Genomic DNA, 18,881 nt, shown 5'->3' on the forward strand with positions numbered 1-18,881 from the left:
GTTTAGAATACGCGGTATTTCGTAATGCGGTATGCAAGCCAGTAGCCCGCGATGATGAGCACGCTGTTCACGACCGATTTGATCAGCCCTACCATCGTGCTGAGGCTCCAGTTCGTTTCTTGGAACGCCACCCGGTACACGTACGTGTCCAGAATGTCGCCCCGGTCCATGACGAGCGGATTATACAAGTTGAAGATTTGTTCGAAGCCCGCATTCAGCACATTCCCCAGGCTCAGGATCGCGGTCAAGATGATGATGGGCACGATGCCCGGAATCGTAATATGGAGCGTTTGCTTCCAGCGGTTCGCGCCGTCAATGACGGACGACTCGTACAAGGCGGGATCGATACCGGTTAAGGCGGCGAGGTAAATGACCGTCCCCCAACCGAAATTTTTCCAAATATCCGTTGCTATAATGATCCAGGGGAAGCTCCGGTTGTCTCCAAGATAATAGAAAGGCTCGATGCCGAACCAGCCTAGAAATGAATTCACGATGCCCGTCAGCGAAAACACGTCGAGTATGAGTCCCGCGAGAATGACCCAGGACAGGAAATGAGGCAAATAAATGATGGTTTGCACGCCTTTCTTGAAGAAGCTGCGGCGCACTTCGTTCAGCATGAGCGCAATCCCGATCGGAACCGGAAAGCCAAGCAGGATTTTCAGCCCGGCAATGTAGATCGTGTTGTTCGTCACGCGCCAGACATCGGGAAGCTTCATCATGAAGTCGAAGTATTTAAGCCCGACCCACGGCGATGCCCAAATCCCTTTGGAAGGCAAAAACTCTTTAAAAGCGATCAAGATGCCGTAGAGCGGCAAATACGAAAACAGAATGAGAAAAACGACGCCGGGAGCAATCATCAGATGAAGCTGCCATTCCTTTGTAGCCAACCGCCTTTTGATCCTATTCATGAAGCCACCGCCGTTGCCATTAGATATGCCAAGGCTCGCCCGGGTGCGAACGAGCCTTGGTATTCAGTTACGCGCATGTCTTGGAATTGTCAGTCATTGCCAGGTTTCAAGCGCGGAATCGTGGAGCCGTTACTTCTGATTAGCGAGCTGGGCGTTCATTTCATCGAGAATTTGCTTGCCTCCGAGATCGTTGTACCGCTTCGCGAAGTCGTCGAAGGATTCGACGGGGGACTTGCCCACGATAATCTTGATGAACGTTTGATTCTCCAGGTCGAGCAGACTTGCGCCTTTCAGCTTGCCGGTCTCCGTCGCGCTTCCGAACCAGCCGTTGTAGACGATCGTTTTGTAGCTGCTTGCATTCGGCACGCCTTCGAGGAACGTTTTGTACCATGCCCAGTTAGCGGCATCGCCTTCTTTGCCTTTCAGCACGTTCTGGAACGTAACGCGCTGATCGGCAGGCATATTCTGATCCGTGCCGGATTTAAGCGCCTCGGTAAAGAGATTGTAGCGGTTCGTATTGGCATCCGGCCGGTCGTTGAAAACAGGCAGCCAGTTGTTGATGCTGGCGTTCGCGTATTTCGGATTCTTGTTGAGCTCCGACCACGCTTTCGCCCACTCGTTGTCGAGGTTGCTGTAGGACGTTTCGGCAAGGTTGTTCAGGAGCAGCATCAGCGCTTCCGGATGCGCGAAGCCTTTGCGAACGACGAAGTAGCCGCTTACGTTAATCGGTACGTTCGGTTGGTATTCCGCGCCGCCAAGACCCGGCATCGGCATACTGACGAAATCCGCGCCCTTCACGTTCTTCGGCACGTCCTGCAGCGGCCAGAGCGGCGAGAAGAACTCCCCGATCAGAATGCCGACCTTGCCTTGAGAAACCAGCTCCATCGATTTGGGCATGTCTTTGGTTACGAATTCCTTGTCGATGACCCCTTCTTTGTACAGATCGGCCAGCATCGTCAAGCCTTGCTTCATATTGGGGTTCAAGCTGCCGTAATTCAGCTTGCCGTCCGCGTCCTTTACGTACACCTTCGGATATGCGCCGTATGCGTTCATCAGCGCCGTGAACTTCAGGTCGAGCTGGTTGTTCATGGACAGCCCGTACGTGTCCGGTTTGCCGTTGCCGTCCGGATCCTCCTTGGCGAAGCGCTTCGCGAGCGCGATCAGCTCTTCGAACGTTTTCGGCATTTGCGCGCCGAGTTTGTCCATCCAATCCTTGCGGATATAAACGACCGGCGAGCCGTTCAGCGCATCCGACACGTTCGGCATGCCGTAGTACTTGCCGCCGCGCTGTGCGCCCGTGAACAGAAGGCCGTCTTTGTAGCCGGAGATTTGTTTCGTCTTGTCCGTCGCGTAGTTGTCATAAATCGGCTTTAGGTCCTCCAGCATATCGTTCTTGATCAGCTGGTCCACGTCCGCTTGTTCGGCGAAGAAGATGTCCGGCAGGTCATTGCTCGCGATGCCCAGCTTGATGCGTTCGCGGTAGTTCTCGTACGGAACGGCGAACTTGTTCGTCGGCCTGATATTCGTCGTCTGCTCGATCATTTTGTACACCGCGTTGTTGCCTGGATCCTCGCCTTCGGGGTACACCTTGATATCGAATACGTTCTTCGCGAAGACGACATCGACCGGTTCCTTGAATTTGTAAGGGTTAATCTCTTCCGCGGGCTTCTCCTCGGGCTTCTCCGCAGTAGCATTTTCCGCCGGCGCTTGACTCCCTGCTGCGGCGTCGTTCGTCTTATTTGCCGTCTCCCCCGTGTTATTGCCATTGCTGCTGCCGCAGGCTGCCGTCAACGCGAGCGACAACGCCATGCATCCAAACAGCGTAAAGCGCAGTGCCTTCTTCTTCACGTGCACCCAATCCTTTCGACGAACGTTATTGGAATTGCTTTACTTGCTACGCATTTATCGTAATGGATGCAGGCCATAGCCCATAAGAAGAAAGTCTTTACGTTCGTGCACGATTTTGTCCTCTGCGCGAATTGCGCGTGCAATAGGCAGCAAAAAGGCGGCCCTCGCGAGAGAGCCGCCTTGCCATGCTAGGAATTCGACAACGAAGATGACCGGAAATCCTGCGGCGGGATGCCGACGGTTTTGCGGAACACCTTGGAGAAATAGTTGGCGCTCTGAAAGCCGAGCTTCTCGGATATGTCTTGTATCCGGTAGCGCTCGTCCAGCAGCAGCTTCTTCGCTTCTTCCATGCGAACGCGGGTAATGTAGCTCATCAGCTGCTCGCCGGTAATCTGGTGGAACAGGCGCGACAGATAAGACGGGCTGACGTATTTAATTTTGGCCAGCGCGTTCAAGGATAGATCCTCGTCCAAATGCTGATGAATGTAGGCGCGGATCTGCGCGATCAAGAGATCGGAAGGATTGTCCCGAACCGCCCCCATCTTGTCGGAGATATGGTGAAAGAGCTGGATAAGGAAGCTCTTCATCGAGCCGACGTCCCGATGGGACTTGAAATTGCCCAGCCGGTCCGCCGTATGCGAATCCAATTGGTTCTGCAAATTATAGAGCAGCAGGAACTGCGACAGCTGGTTGGCGATCGCGATGTAGTGAATGGCCAGCTGCTCCGGGCTCGGCAGCTCCAGGCCGTTAATCGCAAAGGCGCTGTCCAGGCAGCGCTCGAACCTTGCCGCGTCGCGGGCTTTCAGCGCCTCGGACAGCTCCTGCGTGATCTTATGCAGCAGCTGGTAATGGATCGCCGCCCCCTTGTCGCGCTCCGGCGCGACGAGCAGCGTGCTGCTGAACGCGCACAATCGCAGCGCGGATTCGGCGTGCCAGAACGCATCCGGCCATCTGTCCCAGGAGGAAGGTTCGGACGTGAGCACCATCGAGAAGGTGATGCCGAGAACCCGTTGAACGGTTTCGTGCGCGATCGACACCCACTCTCCCCACTGCTCCCTGCCCTGCTCCCGAGCTTCCGCCTGCAGCAGCAGCACGAACCAGCCCTCGAATCGGAACGACTCCACGCGATACTGTCCCGTCCACAGCTCCTGCACCATGTTCTGCACCGCAAACAGCAGCAAGAACTCGTCTTCCTTATGAAAGCGCCGGCCAAAATCGTCGATCCGCAATATCAACGTCCATACCGGCAGCGACTCGGAAAGCGGAATCCGCTTCTCTCGGAATACCGCCTCGGACAGCGCGCTCGAAGCGACTTCGCCGTGAAGGACTCTCCCCCACCATTTATCCTGCATAAGCGGAATCGCTTGACGGGACAGCCGTTCGGCTTCCCCGAGAGAGAGCATCACATGATAGGTTTGATCGAGCTGGTCGATAGCCCCTTTCAAGCTCTCCACGACCTCTTCATCTTCCGCCGGCTTCAGCAAATAATTGGACGCGCCTAATTGCAGCGCGCGCCGCGCGTAATCGAAGTCCGAAAACCCGGTCAGGAAAATGACCGCCGTATGCTTCCATCTTTCTCTCAGCCGGTGCACGAGCTGCAGTCCGTCCATCTCGGGCATGCGGATATCCGCGAGCACGATATCGAAGGGCTCCTGCTCGAACTTGCGAAGCGCCTCGTTCGCGGAGAACGAATAGCAGATTTCTTTGAACGGCAGCCCAAGCTCGCCGAGCATCTCGGCAAGGCCCTCCGCTATCGCCGGCTCGTCGTCAACGATCAATAGCCTGTACATGGCCGGTCCCTCCCTCTTGGTTTAACGCCTTGAACGGACGGATAGCGTCCGGCTGCTGCTTCAGCCTGCTCAACGGGATGCGAAGCGAGGATGTGAACCCGTCCGGCGCGCCGTTCTCCAGAATGATCCCGCTCTCTTCGCCGTACAGATGATGGAGCCTGCGATTGACGTTCCATAAGCCAAAATGGTTGGAGCTGTTCATGGGCTTCTCCAGCCGGCTCTGCAGCTTCAGCCACTGCTCGTTATCCATGCCGCGTCCGTTATCCTTCACGTCGAGCCGCAGCGCATCGCCATCCACGAAGCCGGCGATCCGCAGGAACCCGGGCCGGTCCGCACTTTCGATCCCGTGCAAGAGCGCATTCTCCACGAGCGGCTGCAGGAGCAGACCGGGAACCTCGATGCGTTCAAGCCCGGGCTGGATGTCGATTTCGAATTCGAGCCGGTTGGAGAACCGCATCTTCTGGATTTCCAGGTACGTACGCGTGTATTTGATTTCTTCCAGCAGCGCCACGTCGCGCGAGCCCTGCTGGGTGACGAAGCGGAAGTAATCGCCCAAGTACTTGCACAGCTTCGCCACCTGCTCCATCTCGCCGGATTTCGCCATCCGGTACCCGATGTAGAAGCAATTGAACAGAAAATGGGGGTTGATCTGCGATTGAAGCTGCTTCAGTTCCGCTTGCTGCCGCTCGATCTTGCTTTCGAGCACTTCCTCGATCAAGCTTCGGAGCTGAACGACCATTTTGTTAAACTGCTTGTAAACGAAACCGAATTCGTCCTTCTGGCTGACGGGCAGCGATGAATTCAAATTCCCGATCTCCACCTCGCGCATCGTCCGCACGAGCTTAAGGAGGGGCTTATGAATCTGATGGTAGGTGAACCAAGAGTAGAGCGCCGCAAACAGAATCATGCTGATCGAGATGCCCGCGTACCATTTCCAGATGACGGCGACCGGCGCCAAAATGCTGCTTTCGGCGATATAGGAAACCAGCGTGAAGTTGTGGTCCGTCGAGCGCTGGACGAGGTAGGCTTTGCCGTCCACCCGGATCCTGCTTGTCTCGTCCTCTTCCAGCCGATCGTAGATACGCCGGTCGAGCGTCTCCGAATCCGCGTCGCCGATTCGCTTCTTCGTCTCGTCGTCGATGAGGAAGACATTGAATTTTTTGTTGTCGTCGAGCTTGTTCATCGTCGCGATCATGCGCTTCTGCGACAGGTTCGTGCCGAGCACGTAGAGCACGTTGGCGTTGCTGCCGTCCGTCACCGCCGTGGAGTAGGTAATGGTATCATTGCCGATGTAGCGTACCATCTCGTCCGTACGGTTCATATGCCTGCGCAGAATCGTTTCGTCCGCGGGGGCGATGGACGTCACCCCTTCATTGACGGACAGCTTGAGCTTCGATTGGGGAAGCAGCAGGAAGACGTCCGTCACGTAATCGCTGGAGTAATTGACGATCTTCATTTTGGCCCGGATGCTTCCGGTCAGCTGCACGAATTCATAATCGAAGCCGTCATGCTGATGCAGATAGACGGCCGGCATGTCGGCGTCGTTGTTCAGCGCGATGAGCATCTGATTCACGTTGCGGAGCTCTTCCTGCAAGTAGTCCATGAAGAACTGCAGCTTCGAATGCGCGGATTGCTGCGCTTGATCGGACAGGGCATTGCCCGCCACCCACAGGGCGCCGTAACAGATCGCGGTGAAAGGAATCATGACCGCCAGGAAGCCGAGGAACATTTTACGAAATACGCCCGTGCGCAGCAAACCTCTAAGCCCCATTGCCATCCTCCTTCTCGCTCGCTCTTCGCTGGGCGAAGCCTCATTGCGACTGCCGCCAGGCGTTCACTTCGCGGGTTATCGCAGCTCCGCCGAGCTGCAGCCAGCTCTCTCTGAATTGGCGAAACCTGTCCACGGGCTCGCCCATGATGATCTGCAGCATTTGCTCGCGCTCCAGACGGGCTAACGCCTCTCCTTTGGCAAGCATCTCGGGCGTCGGCGCATCGAAGAAGGCGGAATACTGCAGTTTCGGATAATCGCTCAGCACCCGCTCCGACTCGTCGAATATTTTACGGAAGGTCCAGGCCTCCAGCTTATCCTTGGATTGAATAAGGTTTGCATAAATGCTGCGGGCTGCCGAGGATGCGAGCTTGGCTTCGTCGCCCGTCCGAAGCGCCGCTTGAATTTCTTTGCCCGACTGCATGTTCCGGAAGGGAGAGTCGAACAAATACGGCTTCATGTACAAATGCGCGGACAAATCCTTGTAGATGCCCATGCCCGCTTCGCTCCAGAACTTCCCTGGCTCCCCCATGTCCGCTTGCATCATATACGTGACGTTGAGCGCCTTGATCAACGCTTCCGGATGCTCGTAGCCGCTGCGGACGACGACCCAGCTTCCCGTGAAAGGAAGCGCCTTCGGTACGGCGGGTTTTCCGTCCGCGGTCGGAATCGGCGCGACGATCCAATCCGCGTTCGGATTGTTCTTGACCGTGTCTTTAAGCGGCCACAAGGGATAATGAAACGGCCCGAATACGATGCCGATCCGTCCGTCCGCGATATCCTTCGAGACGCGGTTTAGATCTTTGAACGCGAATTCCGGGTCGATGGCGCCGGAATCGTACCAATCCTTCAACATGGAGAGCACGGGAATCATCCGATCGTCGATCGATCCGTACGCTAACTGACCGTCGGGCGCGTTCAGCCAGAGCTCCGGATACGCGCCGAAGCCCGCGGCAAGCGCGTCCGTCGTCATTCCTCCCGGCAATCCGCCCGATCCGCTCTCCGCGGCTTGCTCGAAAGCAACGCCCCAGGTATCCTTCTTCCCATTGCGATCGGGGTCCTGCAAGGCGAATGCATGCACCAGCTCGTCCAACTCGGCAGTCGTTCGCGGCACCTCGCGGTGAAGCGCGAGGAGCCAATCCTTGCGTATATACATCAGCGCTACGGAATTCCCCATGTCCGAAGGGAGCGGAATGCCGTAGATGCGGCCGCTCTTCATGGCAGGCGTGAATGCGATGCGGTCCTGGTAACCCATGTTCTCCTTCAAGCCGGGCAAAGCGTAGCGGTTCCATACGGGCGTCAAATCCTCGAGCTGGCCGTTCTTGATCAGACGGGACAATTGCTCGACATTGACTTGGACGGCGTCGGGAAGATCGTTGCTGGAGATGTCGAGATCGATTTTCTCCGCGATCTTCCCGCCATCCGCCACCCATTTATTTTGAAAATCGAGATTCAGAAACGATTTCATGAAGCGGGTGTGCAGATTATCGTCGATGCTTTCGCCCGAAGCGAACCGCATGACGTCATTCATCCCGGCCCAAACCGTCATCGTGACCGGTTCGGCATAGGGCGCGACGGGGCCGTCGGACGCTGGACGGTCCGGCATGGCATCTGCGAGTTGACCGGTTTGCGAAGCGCAGCCGATTAACGGGACAAGCGCGAGAATGGCTAGGAAACCGAATGCATAAGAACCTCTGAAGCGATTGAATTCCATTTTGCCCGCGCCCCCCAAGAAAACGATATACATGAATCATACCATCTCCTCGGGAAGCACTCCTAAACAAATATTAACCAGGTTTCGGAAGCGGGAGCTAGCCGCTGATCACGAATAAACGCGCTCTGTTCATGCCGGCAATCCGCACGGACAGCTTCACGGGATGGGGATGGAAAGCCATCTGCGTCTCCGCCGGCTGCGCAGGGTAGATCAGCTCTGCCTTCGCTTGGCGGCCGAACCAGCGTTCGAGAGGAATCTCCCACACATCCTCCGTGCTCTGAAGCTTCCATACCGCGAGCAGCATGCGGTTCGCGCCGGCATCGAGCAGCCCGAACGCCGCCCATCCCTTCGTGTCGCCGAGTCTAGCAAGGCCGTTCGGATAGACGGGCACCGATTCTCTGATATGCTTGCGTTCACGCTTGTAGATCGCTAGCCCTTGCTGGATCAGCGTCATGTTGAACGCGTCCGCGGCATAGAGATGGCCCGCGAGCACCAGGTTCCCGCACATGCCGTTCACAAGATTGAAGATCGTCTGCTCGCCGTCCTTCATGCTTTCCTGATAAGCCTCATGATGAACGAGCTCGGGCTGCTTCTGCTCGAGAAACGGAAGCGGATAGGGATAACTCCATATGCCGCACTGCTCCGGCAGGACGGCCGCCTGCGTCCCCATCAGAATCGACGGATACCGCTCGTAGAACTCCTGATCGCTCGTGCTCTGCACATGGAAATGCGCGAGCGCCGCGTAATCCTCGCGCATCGCGCCCGATCCGCAATTCTCCAGAATGAGCGCCGGATGATTCGCCCTCACTTCGTCGATGAACGCATAGAACGCATCCAAGTTCTCGCGGACGCCGTCCTTCGACAAACCGTCCGCGCTGTCGGCATGCGGGATATAATCGTTGTAATCGTTCTTGATATAACCGATGCCCATTGCCGCCAAGCGATCAAACAGCCGGTGGAAATACGCCCGGACCTCGCGGTGGGCGAAATTAAGAAATACCCGGTCCGGTCCGCCGACCCTACGTCCATTATGCAGCAGGAACCACGCATCCGGCTTGGCGAACAGCTTCGATCGCTCATGGCACATCTCGATTTCGAGCCATATGCCCGGCGTCATGCCCGCCCGCTCGATATCGCGGAGCATCTGCTGCAGGCCGCCTTCGCCGAAACGCGCGTCGACCGGCTCCCAATCGCCAAGCACTTGCACGGGCTCCTCCGTATGCTCCATGAACCAGCCGGCATCGATGCAGAACACTTCCGCTCCCGCTTTCGCGGCAGCGGCGATAAGAGGCTCCAACCGCTCGCGGGTCGGAAGCCCCCAGATGCCGTTCATGAAATCGTTGTAGACGACGGGAAATTCTCCCGCCCAGGCATTGGCCGGCTTCAGGACTTGACGACGATAACGGGTCAATTCGCCGACAGCCTCGTTGAAATCCCCCCGCGTGCAGCCGAAGGCTACCGGAACGCTCGTGTAGGTTTCGCCCGGCGCAAGCATCCTGCTCCAGTTCCCGAAGCGCTCGCTTCCCGCGTCGGCATTCAGGTACAAGCAGCCTTCCTGCCCTGCCCATGAGCCGCGGTAGCCAATCTCCACGTTCCATGAAGTGGAGGTCTCGAGCTGCACGTACCACGCCTTGCCCGTCTCCCTGTTTTCGAGCACGAACATGGGCAAATATTTGCCCGTGCTGAACGAGCCGTACGAGGAGAAGCGGATCGTATTGGATGGCGGATGGGGCGAATGATGGTAAAGCCCCAATTCTTCGAGGTTCTGGCTGCGCCACTGGCCTTCGCCATGCCAGGTTTGGTGCGCGTAGTGCAGCCGGAGCTTGTCTTTCGCCTGCCAATCCTTCAATCCGTCCGTCGCCAATCCATTAAGAAGCGCCGCCGAGAAGTAAGTCAGCTTGCGCGGCTCGCTGCCCGCGTTCGTCACGGAGGTATGCTGGCGAATGACCGCGCAGCCAGGCACGAACTCGTAATTCACCGAGACTTCGAGCGCTTGCTCCTTATGAACGTACGTAACGCGGAATCCGCTATCGTCCTGCTCTCTCGATGAGACGATCATCTGGGCGGGCAGAACCGTGCTCCCGTTCGGCGGAACGGGGAAGAGAAGGCGGCCGACGCCTTCGATGCCGAGCTGGAAAGGCACGACGGGAATGGAAGCGAAGCGGTCGAAGCGTTCCTCCGCCGTATTGAGCGCCTCCATCGCGCAGGACGATTCGCTCTCCAGAAATTCCATGAGCATGCCTTGATGCTCCATCTTCCGTTTAATTATGCCGTTTACCGCTTCTTTCGTTTCTGTCATGCGCCGCATCTCCTTTGTTCCCGGATGAGCAAAACCCGCAAGGCGGCAAGGCACCTGCAGGTTCGCGTCGTTACCGCCTAATTTGATAAAGCTTGTACGCGTTCTCGTACATGATCTTGTCGGCAAACCGTTCCGCGTCCTTCGACCGCCATGCGCCGCTGTCTACTTTGTCCGCGCAGACGCGGGCCAGAATATGACGGAAAGCCATGGAGGCGCCGACCGCTTCTTCGCCGGTCCACGTATCCCCGCCCCATGCGATCTTGCCGCTGTCCCTCAGCACGTCGGCATAGACATGAAGGGCATCCTCCGCGGCAGTAGTCGAGATCAGCGGAAGCCAGTTAATGTCGATGACGATATTGTCATAATTGTGCGCAAGCGCCGCCGTGTCGTACGTCCACGGAAAACCGCCGTGGAAGAGGACAAACTGATTGTTCGGATGCGATGCGACGAGGGGCTCCAGCAGGAGCGGATTGGAGCCGCCCAGCTTCGCGAGGCCGGTATGAATCTGCACGGGAAGCTCCAGCTCGGCCGCGATGCGCAGGGCAACCTGAAGCATATAATCGCCGAAGCAGTTCCGCTCGGCTTCGGTCGTCTCGGACGGCTTCTTGCCGAAGACGGCTTTGGCGGCGGCTCTGGACGCATCGGCGAAGGCGATCGTCCGCTGATAGGCGGATGCGCACTTCAAGCCGGCAATGGAAGGCCTCCGGCTGCGCAGCTCGTGCTCGAACCGCTCCATATACTGCTCGAAGGTCGGCTGATCCTCGAATTGGTCGTGAATCGTCGTCCGTTCGTTGGTCAGCGATTCCGGATGGTAGCCCATCATCCACATGTCGAGCCGATAGACCGGCGTAATGAAATCGGGGTAGCCGACGTCGCTGCCGGTATCCCAGAAACAGTCTTCCAGGAAGCCCGCATAGCCGCCATGCCGTTTCATCAGATCAAGATGCCAATCGGCATCCGCCAGATGCGCTTGCCTTATCGCATGGGAGACTTCGTCCCAATTGCCTGCCGTCAGCTCCTCTATGCCATAGATGCGCATGATGGCTTTCTCGAGCCATTGATAATACGTATTGAAGCGGATTTTATCGAGCCATGCCGTCCGCGCCTCATAGGTTGCAGCCGGAGCCGGTCCGCACCAGCCGACATAGGACCACTGGAACAGGAGGTCCAGGTCAAGCTGCTGTTGGCTGAACGCTTCCCGGTGATGCTCATGCGTGCTGTAGACGGGCTTGGCGTTAAGAACGTCCAGCCACGTCTTCCAATCGCCGTTCGTTGTCTGCTTCATCGCTGCGCGGCAGCCTCCTTCTCGTAGTGGACGATTATGGATTCGGGCACATCCTCATCGCGGATGACCCTATAGCATGATGGCACGATAACCGTACCGGAGCAGACGCCGTTCTCCCGCTTCCACTCGGCGCTGATCGAGCCGTTCTTGGTCGGAAGCGTGGCCGACAGCCTGTCGGGTCCTTCGTCGGCCGGCTTGCGAAGACGGATGATCCCCTCGCCCAAACGCAGCACGTCAATGCCGCTGACCAATTGATGCAAAATATAGGCAGGAGACGCCCCCCACGCATGGCACTGGCTGACAAGCGGGCCTTCCCATAAATAAGTAGGCACATTGCCGCCGTAAGTGCTTGGCGTCACGCCGTGCGGCGTCGAGGCGTCGAACGTTTCCCACCATGTCGTCGCTCCGCGGTCTACCATCGCGCCCCAGTAATCGCGAATGAGCTCGAGCGCGCGGCTCGTCATGCCCATCCGCACGAAGACTTCCAGAACGATATGCTGGAAGAACGCGCCTTTGATCTCGACAAGCGCTTTCGTATCGTAATAACGCTCGATGAAGCGAGCCGTCTCCGCCTCGGTCATGAGACCGCACCATGCAGCCATGAAATTCGTCTGCAGGGACAGATGCGTGGACCGCGCGTCGCCGATCATGCAATCGGTGAACGCTTCCTCTTCCTGCAGCCACAGCCGCTCGCGGATATCCAGCTTCAGCCGCTCGGCTTGCTGCCGATAAGTTCCGCTCTCTTCGGACTTGCCCATTGCCAGCGCCATGTCGCCCATTGCTTCCAGCGCCGCCACGTAGAGCGCGTTGATGCAGGTGACCTTATCCCGCTTATCGATATGTACCGTCCAGTCAATGAAGCACCACCAGCCAGGCCGGTCCGCCCGGGCGAACAGCCCCGTCTCATCCTTCTGCGCGCTGAACCAAGCCGTCAGCCGGAGCAAATTGGGCCACAGCTGCTCGATAGTCGGAAGGTCGCCGGAATAGCGCCAATAATCGCGCACGCCGAGCAGCCAGTGTCCGCAGAAATCGGTCAGCATCTGCGCGTTGCGTTCGGGTCCCGTACCTGGAATCGAGCCGTCCGCATTCTGGATGCGCGCCCCTTGCAGCAGCGATTTGCGCAGCAGGGCGGTATCGCCAAATACATGATAGATCACCTTGCCCATTACGACGGCGTCGGCCACCCACAGCGCCTTCTCCCGCCAAGGGCAATCCTCGAGATGATCCTGACTGTTCATCAGCGTCGTGCGGCAGCTTACGTCCCAAATCCGATTCAAGCGTTCTTCGCTCGTGGCGAACGTCCCTTGCTGCTTGAAGTCGTAATGCTGATGCTCGAATGCGAGCGCCTTCACCGTAAGCGGCAAAGGCGCCGCAAGGAAGGATACCTGCATGAATCGGCAAGCCCTTCGCCCGTATGTCGACAAGTGATTGCCGCCACGGCGGAGCACGAACGTATCCACATACTGCAGCTCCAGCGATTCACCGTACGCGATCCGCACGACGCCGCCATCAGGCGCTTCGATCGAGAGGACCGGTCGGCCGACGACTTCGCGTCCATAATCGAAGACGGCGCCCGGAAACGAATACGGCGCGGAGCAGTCAACCGTCATCCCTCCGCCAGACGATTGCGAGAGCAGCTCGCCGGCGCCCGTAACGCTTCCATAGTTGTCTTCCGTGCGGACGATTGCGGCCGGATACGCCAGCTCGCGGTGCAGCGGCGCTATCTCCGCAGGGATTAGATGCGCCCAAGGACTCTCCTCGTCGCCGATGCGCGCCACGATGCCGGCTTGCAGCCAGCCTTCCTCTATATAGCCGGGCTCCTCCCAACCATCTTCGCGGCCGGCCACGTAAATTTCATTAAATCCGCCCCACTTGCTGATCCGATGATTGCGCGTCTCCCATCGCGGCGAAATCCGGCACGACCAAGATTCGTCCGAGCCTGTCAGCGCCTCGCCCGCAGCCGTCTCCAACTGCAGCCAGAAGCCTCCGGGACCTTGCATTTGAAGGGTGACGATATCCTTCTCGCCGAAGTGATAGACAACCGCGCTAAGGACGTTCTCTCCTTCTCGCAAGAAGGGCGAAATATTGATTTCGTCGTAATACTGCCACTCCGGCGAGCAAGGGGACGGCCCTCTGCCGACTAAATGTCCGTTTACGAACAACTGATACATCTGGCATGCCGACACCTTTACGATACCGTCCGCCTGTTCCAACGTAATCGTCTTTCTGAAATCGACGTAGATATTCGGCTGCAGTGCCGCTTGGTCGGGATACCAGATCCATGCCGCTTCCGTCATTACCCTCGCTCCCTATGAATCGCCAGTCTTCCGAATTCCCTTGCGATCCGCGCGATGTCCTCGAATTTGCCCTCGACGAGGTATTGACCGTAATTCACGAATTCCGAACCGGCGATATGCGTCCAGAACTCCCAGCCGCCCACGTTCCGCCAGCCCTTGGCCTGCGCGTTCACGATCGCCCGCTCGCTGTCGATATAGCGATCCAGCATGTCATCATCCCAGCTCACCATGTCCGTCGCCAAGCGCGACAGCCGCTCGACGATACGGTCCGCATAGCGTCTTCCCAGCTCCGGCGAAGAGCCGGCCTCGATGATTCCGCCGACGCTGTAATCAGGATCCTGCCGAATGCGCTCGATTTGCACGAGATCGGGATGCAAATCCCATAGCAGCGACGTTTCGCCGATGCCGGCATGATCGCCGAGGTACCCTTCATCAAGCGCAAGCCAATATTCCGGCGAGCCGAATACGGGAATCCGCAGCCGCTCGGACATGCGTACGGCCGTCTCGCGAACGACGATTTGCTGGTTATGTCCGTAATGGCCGGTTAACAGAATGATCGCTTTGAAGCCGTTGCGATGGAATTCATAACAATATTGTTCCAGCCATGTCCGGAGCATGACGTTCTCCCACGCCATCTCCGGTTCCATGATGACCGTCGCCGGCTTATCCAAGCCGCCCATCCCGCCGTAAAGCGGAGGATGCACGACTCCGCCTCCCGCACGAGCGGCCGTGCGGACAAGCAGCTCATGGGCCTTGAGGGAATCCAGTCCCAGCGCGTTATGCTCGCCATGCCATTCCACAGTACCCAGGGGCATAAACAATACCGGAAGCTTTGCCTGCGCGGCGCGAAATTCATGCGGCAGCATCAGTTCCCATTGAAACTTGCTGCGGGGCAGCTGATCGCTCATTCTGAATCGACTCCTTTTTACCGTCTGCTCTATCCCCTGACTATCCAAACCGGGGTTCACCTTTTATGATAGGCAAGCCCCGATGCGGAGGTAAGAACAACATTTTTACTTTCAGGTACGATCTTGCCCGCTTTGTACGAAGTCCGGTCGATGCCGGTCTTTTGCGCTGCGGCTACGGCCGGCGGCGGACGATTTCCATGCCTGCTCCCGTTTCGCAGCGGATGGATTGCGGGTGCCGCACGAAGCCCTTTATCTGGCCGGCTGGGTTTCGCTCCGCTTCCACCTCAATGATGCCATGCGGGGTGGGAACCTCCGCTTTCATCCATTTCAGTCCGCCCAAGGCAGGCTTGGCGCTGAAGCTGGCAAACCCCGGCTCCAGCGGCCGAATGCCGGCAACGTATGCCTGAAGTCCATAGCTGGAGGAACCTCCCCAAGCGTGGCTGAGCGATAACGTATCGCCATGATTTCCGACGGGGAGACTGCCGTCGCGGTTCATCATTTCCCAGTACGTGCGGTGGCCCTGGTTCAGATGGCTCGCCCCGATGCGCCGCATGACTTCTAGACCTCTATCCGTCTGTCCCGCATGGAAGCTGGCAAGCGCTTCGTATGCCGACATATACGGCCATATCGTATCGTTATGCCGCCATACCGCCGCTTCCTTCGGCAGGACCTCCCACCACCAGGCGCCGTCCTCGGACTCCTCGAACACCGGCACGACGTTGATCGACCCGCGCTCCGTCCAGAACCGCTCCTGCACCTCTTGTAATATCGCCGCTGCCCGCGGCGGGTCCGCCACATCGTGCAAGATTGCCCATAAGTTGCCGTCGATCGCGAACCGGTCCCGCTGCTTCGTGCCTGCCGGGAGCATTGTCAGCAGCGGCGTCCCCGCGACGCTGAATTGCGCAAGAATGGAACGCTTCGTCCGCTCGGCCTGTTCCTGGCAAAAATGTCGCAGGGGATGATCGAGCAGCGCGAATAAGCGATGGAGCGCATCCCAAGCGGCTTTCTGCGCAAGCGCTAGCCCGCTGATTTTCCCGCGTGCGTCAATCGAATACATCCAGCTGTTGAGCCCGCTGATCAAGCCGTCCCGATCCATGCGCTTGTTCATCCAAGCCACAACCTCTATCAGCCGGTTCGCGTTTTCCCGCAGATAACCGACATCCCCCGTCAATAGGACGTATTCCCACAGATTGACGACCGTCCACATCGTCCACTCGTAGAAGATTTGGCCGTAGGCGCCGCTGCCCGGAATAATGCCTTTCTCCTCGCCCTCCGCATGCTGAATGCTTAACAGCAGCTCAAGCGTGTTTTTGACGATTTCAGGCCGATCGAATGCGTATAAGGCGGTAAGCGAGGCGGGCCTCAAATCGCCGCCCCATATATCCTTGTCCCTCCGTACCCCGTCCCAGATGACATAGTCCGAAAAGGGTCCTATGAGCTCTCGCTGCGTGTACTTGGAGGGCTGACTGCAAATCTCCGTCGTATAGACGCCCATCGCCCAGCAGTCGTTGATCAGCTCATCGTCGCATTCAAAACCTCCGACGGTCTTATAAGGAGCTGCCGTATAGACCAGCCAAAGCTCGAGGATTTCCAGCGGCTCGTCGGACCGGTTGTCGATTTCCAGGTAGCGCAGGACCGTCAAATCGTCCTCCAGCACGTATACGCCGTCTCCCCGGGAAACGAACTGGCTTAGCGTACCGAAAGGCCGCATGCGCACATACGAGGGGAACCTTCCGGACAGCCATGCTTCATCCTCGAAGCCTTTATATAGCGATGGAAATAGTCGATCGTCGCTTGTGTACGCATAACGAATGCGTTCCCATGCCGGCGAAGCCCCTCCTAGCCGAACATGCAATAAGCCCGCGCGTTTTATTTCGAAATCGAACCGTACGGTTTGCCCCGGCTGCAGTACGATCGGCGAGAAACCGTCGGGAACCAGCTCTCGGGAAGACGGAGAATAGGATCGTTTCATCTCGATGGGTGCACCTCCACACACGTATTTAGTTCGTCCGGTTGAACAGCGGCAGACGTCTGAACACCTTCTGCATGCCCTCTTTCTAATCTTAAAAAAAGACCCTTGTTTACGAAATACGATCCTCTTGACATTCGGGTAGATTTTTGTCGGCTTGCGGCCGTGACGCTGTTCGAGTGTTCACTCGCCCGTCAACGTGCTGCCATTGAAGCCAAGCCTTTCAAACTGAACGTTTACCGCTTTCAAGCCGAACTAAAACACGCGCACCGATTGAGCATCGATGCGCGCTAGGATTTTAATAAATAACTTCGATGTGCGGACGCCGGCTTCGCCGTTGATAGCGGACGACTGCCTAAGCTTTATGCAAGAAAGAAACGGTTTAGCCCGGAATGATCATGCTACGGATGGGATTTTAAGCGCCAGTCCGAACAATCCAGCAGCTTCTGGCGAATCTCGCCGCGATAGCGTTTCGTATCCCCCGCAAACAAAGTAAGGGCAGGTATCGTGAATGCTTTCTTGCTCTTGTCGATGCTTGTCCAGTTCCATCCGATTTCGTGTATTCCCGAACTGCCGTTTAGCGCAGGATACGCAAGATATTCCGTTTGTCGGGTATAGCGCAGCATCGCATTTTCAAGGCCGAGCGGTCCCCAACTTGTGGCGAAAAGCCCAAACATGCCCCACAAGGCGTCGTAGCCGTCCTCGCCCATCAGGAGCTTACCGGGATTGCGTTTTGCAAATTCATCTGCGAAAGCCGCCACTCCCTCGTAGGGCGAATAATCGGGCGCATTGGACCAGCGAATGGCTCCGTCCAGGAAAATTCCATCAAACCCGTACGCATGAATCAGCTCGTCCGCCTTATCGAGCATGTAAGCTCGTAAATCGGGATGCCCGTAATTGAGAATGAACCCCATGTTCTCTTGCGACAAATCGCTGTTCCAATCGATCCAATCCTGGATCTGGGCAAAACCCTCCGAATCTTTCAAGGCCGCATCGAGCAAATCATGTTCCTGTAAAAACCGACGCGTTGCCAAATTCGGTCCTCCGAGCATAGGAATGATTTTGACCCCCAGCAAGTGCGCGGTTTCCACCAGCCGGCGAAGTCCGGATTCCCCCCCTAACCTTTCTCCGGGGCTATGGTAAGGATAAGTGCAATAATATCGGCCATCCCACGCAGGCAGGAACGCAAGGACATGTTTTCCGGGCAGGTCGCCGCATATATCGCGGAGCTGTTCTTCCATGTCGAGGAATGTATTAAACACATGGCCTGTCCAATGTTCGCCGTGGAAATTGACAACTACTCGAATGTCTTCGATCCACTGTACATCTTCCCGATCGCGAAACGGCTTAACGCCGAAGTGATATTCCAGATCGGCGAATCGTTCTGCGACGACTGCGGCTCTGGATTGCAGTTTCCCGACCCTCCATTCCGGGAGCACGATTTGGCTATTCCAGTTTCGGCGGTCTTCTTCGAAGGAAAGAATCAGAACCGGTGCATCTTCCTCCCTATCGTAATAAGCCGCAAAGCCTTTTTTTCGGACCAAGCTGTCTTTGGAAAGAGCGTACCATTCGTTTGCGGTGCCGTTACCTGCCCCGGCTTCTCCGATAATAACGAGCGGCATCGTTGCCTCTCGCCCTGGGTAGATCAATGGCTGTATGCCGGTTGGATGCTGAAATTCCCGCTTGCCCATATTATCCGAATCCGCATCAAAATATTGGATATCGATACCAATGACATGAATAAGCAAGGATTTGCAAAGTTCTGTTGCATGTTCGCCACGGCCGTTGATCGAGATAGGCCCATCCTTATCTTTTCTTTCTATCGCGAGTTCCAGGGAACCATCTGCGCTTAGTTGCCCGCCGGCTGCCCATAATCGGTTCGAAATGAGCCGCAGCGTTCCGTTCTCTTCCACTGTTCGGGTGTGCTCCGGCGAAGGGCAATAGATATTCCCGTTCGTTGAAAGCCGAATGGCGAACTTCAATCCGCCGAACGAAATATAGGTGTCGCCAAAATAATAACCAATCGTATACAGAAGCTTCTCCCCCAAGTAATCGAATAAAACGTACGTTGAATAAGTTGATTTTACCTATACAA

General features: G+C 57.0%; 11 protein-coding genes. All 11 read right to left on the bottom strand.

Translation table 11 applies throughout. From position 1 onward, the window contains the following. Positions 1–2: 2 nt before the first annotated feature. The gene (locus tag GT003_RS13810) at positions 3–908 is read right to left on the bottom strand and encodes an ABC transporter permease (RefSeq protein ID WP_161698625.1); all 906 of its coding nucleotides are present in this window, start codon (positions 906–908) and stop codon (positions 3–5) included. 129 nt (positions 909–1,037) lie between these two features. Next, positions 1,038–2,756, bottom strand: a complete 1,719-nt coding sequence (locus tag GT003_RS13815) for a type 2 periplasmic-binding domain-containing protein (RefSeq protein ID WP_161698627.1) — start codon at positions 2,754–2,756, stop codon at positions 1,038–1,040. A 188-nt stretch (positions 2,757–2,944) separates the two neighbouring features. Next, a complete protein-coding gene (locus GT003_RS13820) occupies positions 2,945–4,546 on the bottom strand; it encodes a response regulator (protein WP_161698629.1) in 1,602 nt (533 codons plus the stop codon). Next, complete coding sequence (locus GT003_RS13825) at positions 4,524–6,317, bottom strand: sensor histidine kinase (RefSeq protein WP_161698631.1); 1,794 nt, start codon at positions 6,315–6,317, stop codon at positions 4,524–4,526. The genes GT003_RS13820 and GT003_RS13825 overlap by 23 nt, the downstream gene beginning before the upstream one ends. Before the next feature lie 40 nt (positions 6,318–6,357). After that, positions 6,358–8,061: an extracellular solute-binding protein gene (locus GT003_RS13830; protein ID WP_161698634.1), complete on the bottom strand. Its 1,704-nt coding sequence runs from the start codon at positions 8,059–8,061 to the stop codon at positions 6,358–6,360. Positions 8,062–8,125: 64 nt separating this feature from the next. Then, positions 8,126–10,327: a glycoside hydrolase family 36 protein gene (locus tag GT003_RS13835; RefSeq protein WP_161698636.1), complete on the bottom strand. Its 2,202-nt coding sequence runs from the start codon at positions 10,325–10,327 to the stop codon at positions 8,126–8,128. Positions 10,328–10,397: 70 nt separating this feature from the next. Beyond that, on the bottom strand, positions 10,398–11,612 hold the full coding sequence (locus tag GT003_RS13840; protein ID WP_161698638.1) for an amidohydrolase family protein: 1,215 nt from the start codon (positions 11,610–11,612) through the stop codon (positions 10,398–10,400). Further along, positions 11,609–13,909, bottom strand: a complete 2,301-nt coding sequence (locus GT003_RS13845) for an alpha-L-rhamnosidase-related protein (RefSeq protein ID WP_161698640.1) — start codon at positions 13,907–13,909, stop codon at positions 11,609–11,611. Before GT003_RS13845 ends, GT003_RS13840 begins: the two co-directional genes overlap by 4 nt. After that, complete coding sequence (locus GT003_RS13850; protein WP_161698642.1) at positions 13,909–14,817, bottom strand: creatininase family protein; 909 nt, start codon at positions 14,815–14,817, stop codon at positions 13,909–13,911. Before GT003_RS13850 ends, GT003_RS13845 begins: the two co-directional genes overlap by 1 nt. A gap of 172 nt (positions 14,818–14,989) precedes the next feature. After that, positions 14,990–16,789 (bottom strand): alpha-L-rhamnosidase-related protein, encoded by a 1,800-nt coding sequence (locus GT003_RS13855; protein WP_161698644.1) that lies wholly within the window; start codon positions 16,787–16,789, stop codon positions 14,990–14,992. Between the two features lie 398 nt (positions 16,790–17,187). Continuing rightward, a complete protein-coding gene (locus GT003_RS13860) occupies positions 17,188–18,834 on the bottom strand; it encodes an alpha-amylase family protein (RefSeq protein WP_161698646.1) in 1,647 nt (548 codons plus the stop codon). Positions 18,835–18,881 lie beyond the last annotated feature (47 nt).

It is taken from the genome of Paenibacillus sacheonensis (genome assembly GCF_009909195.1).
Classification (GTDB): domain Bacteria; phylum Bacillota; class Bacilli; order Paenibacillales; family Paenibacillaceae; genus Paenibacillus_Z; species Paenibacillus_Z sacheonensis.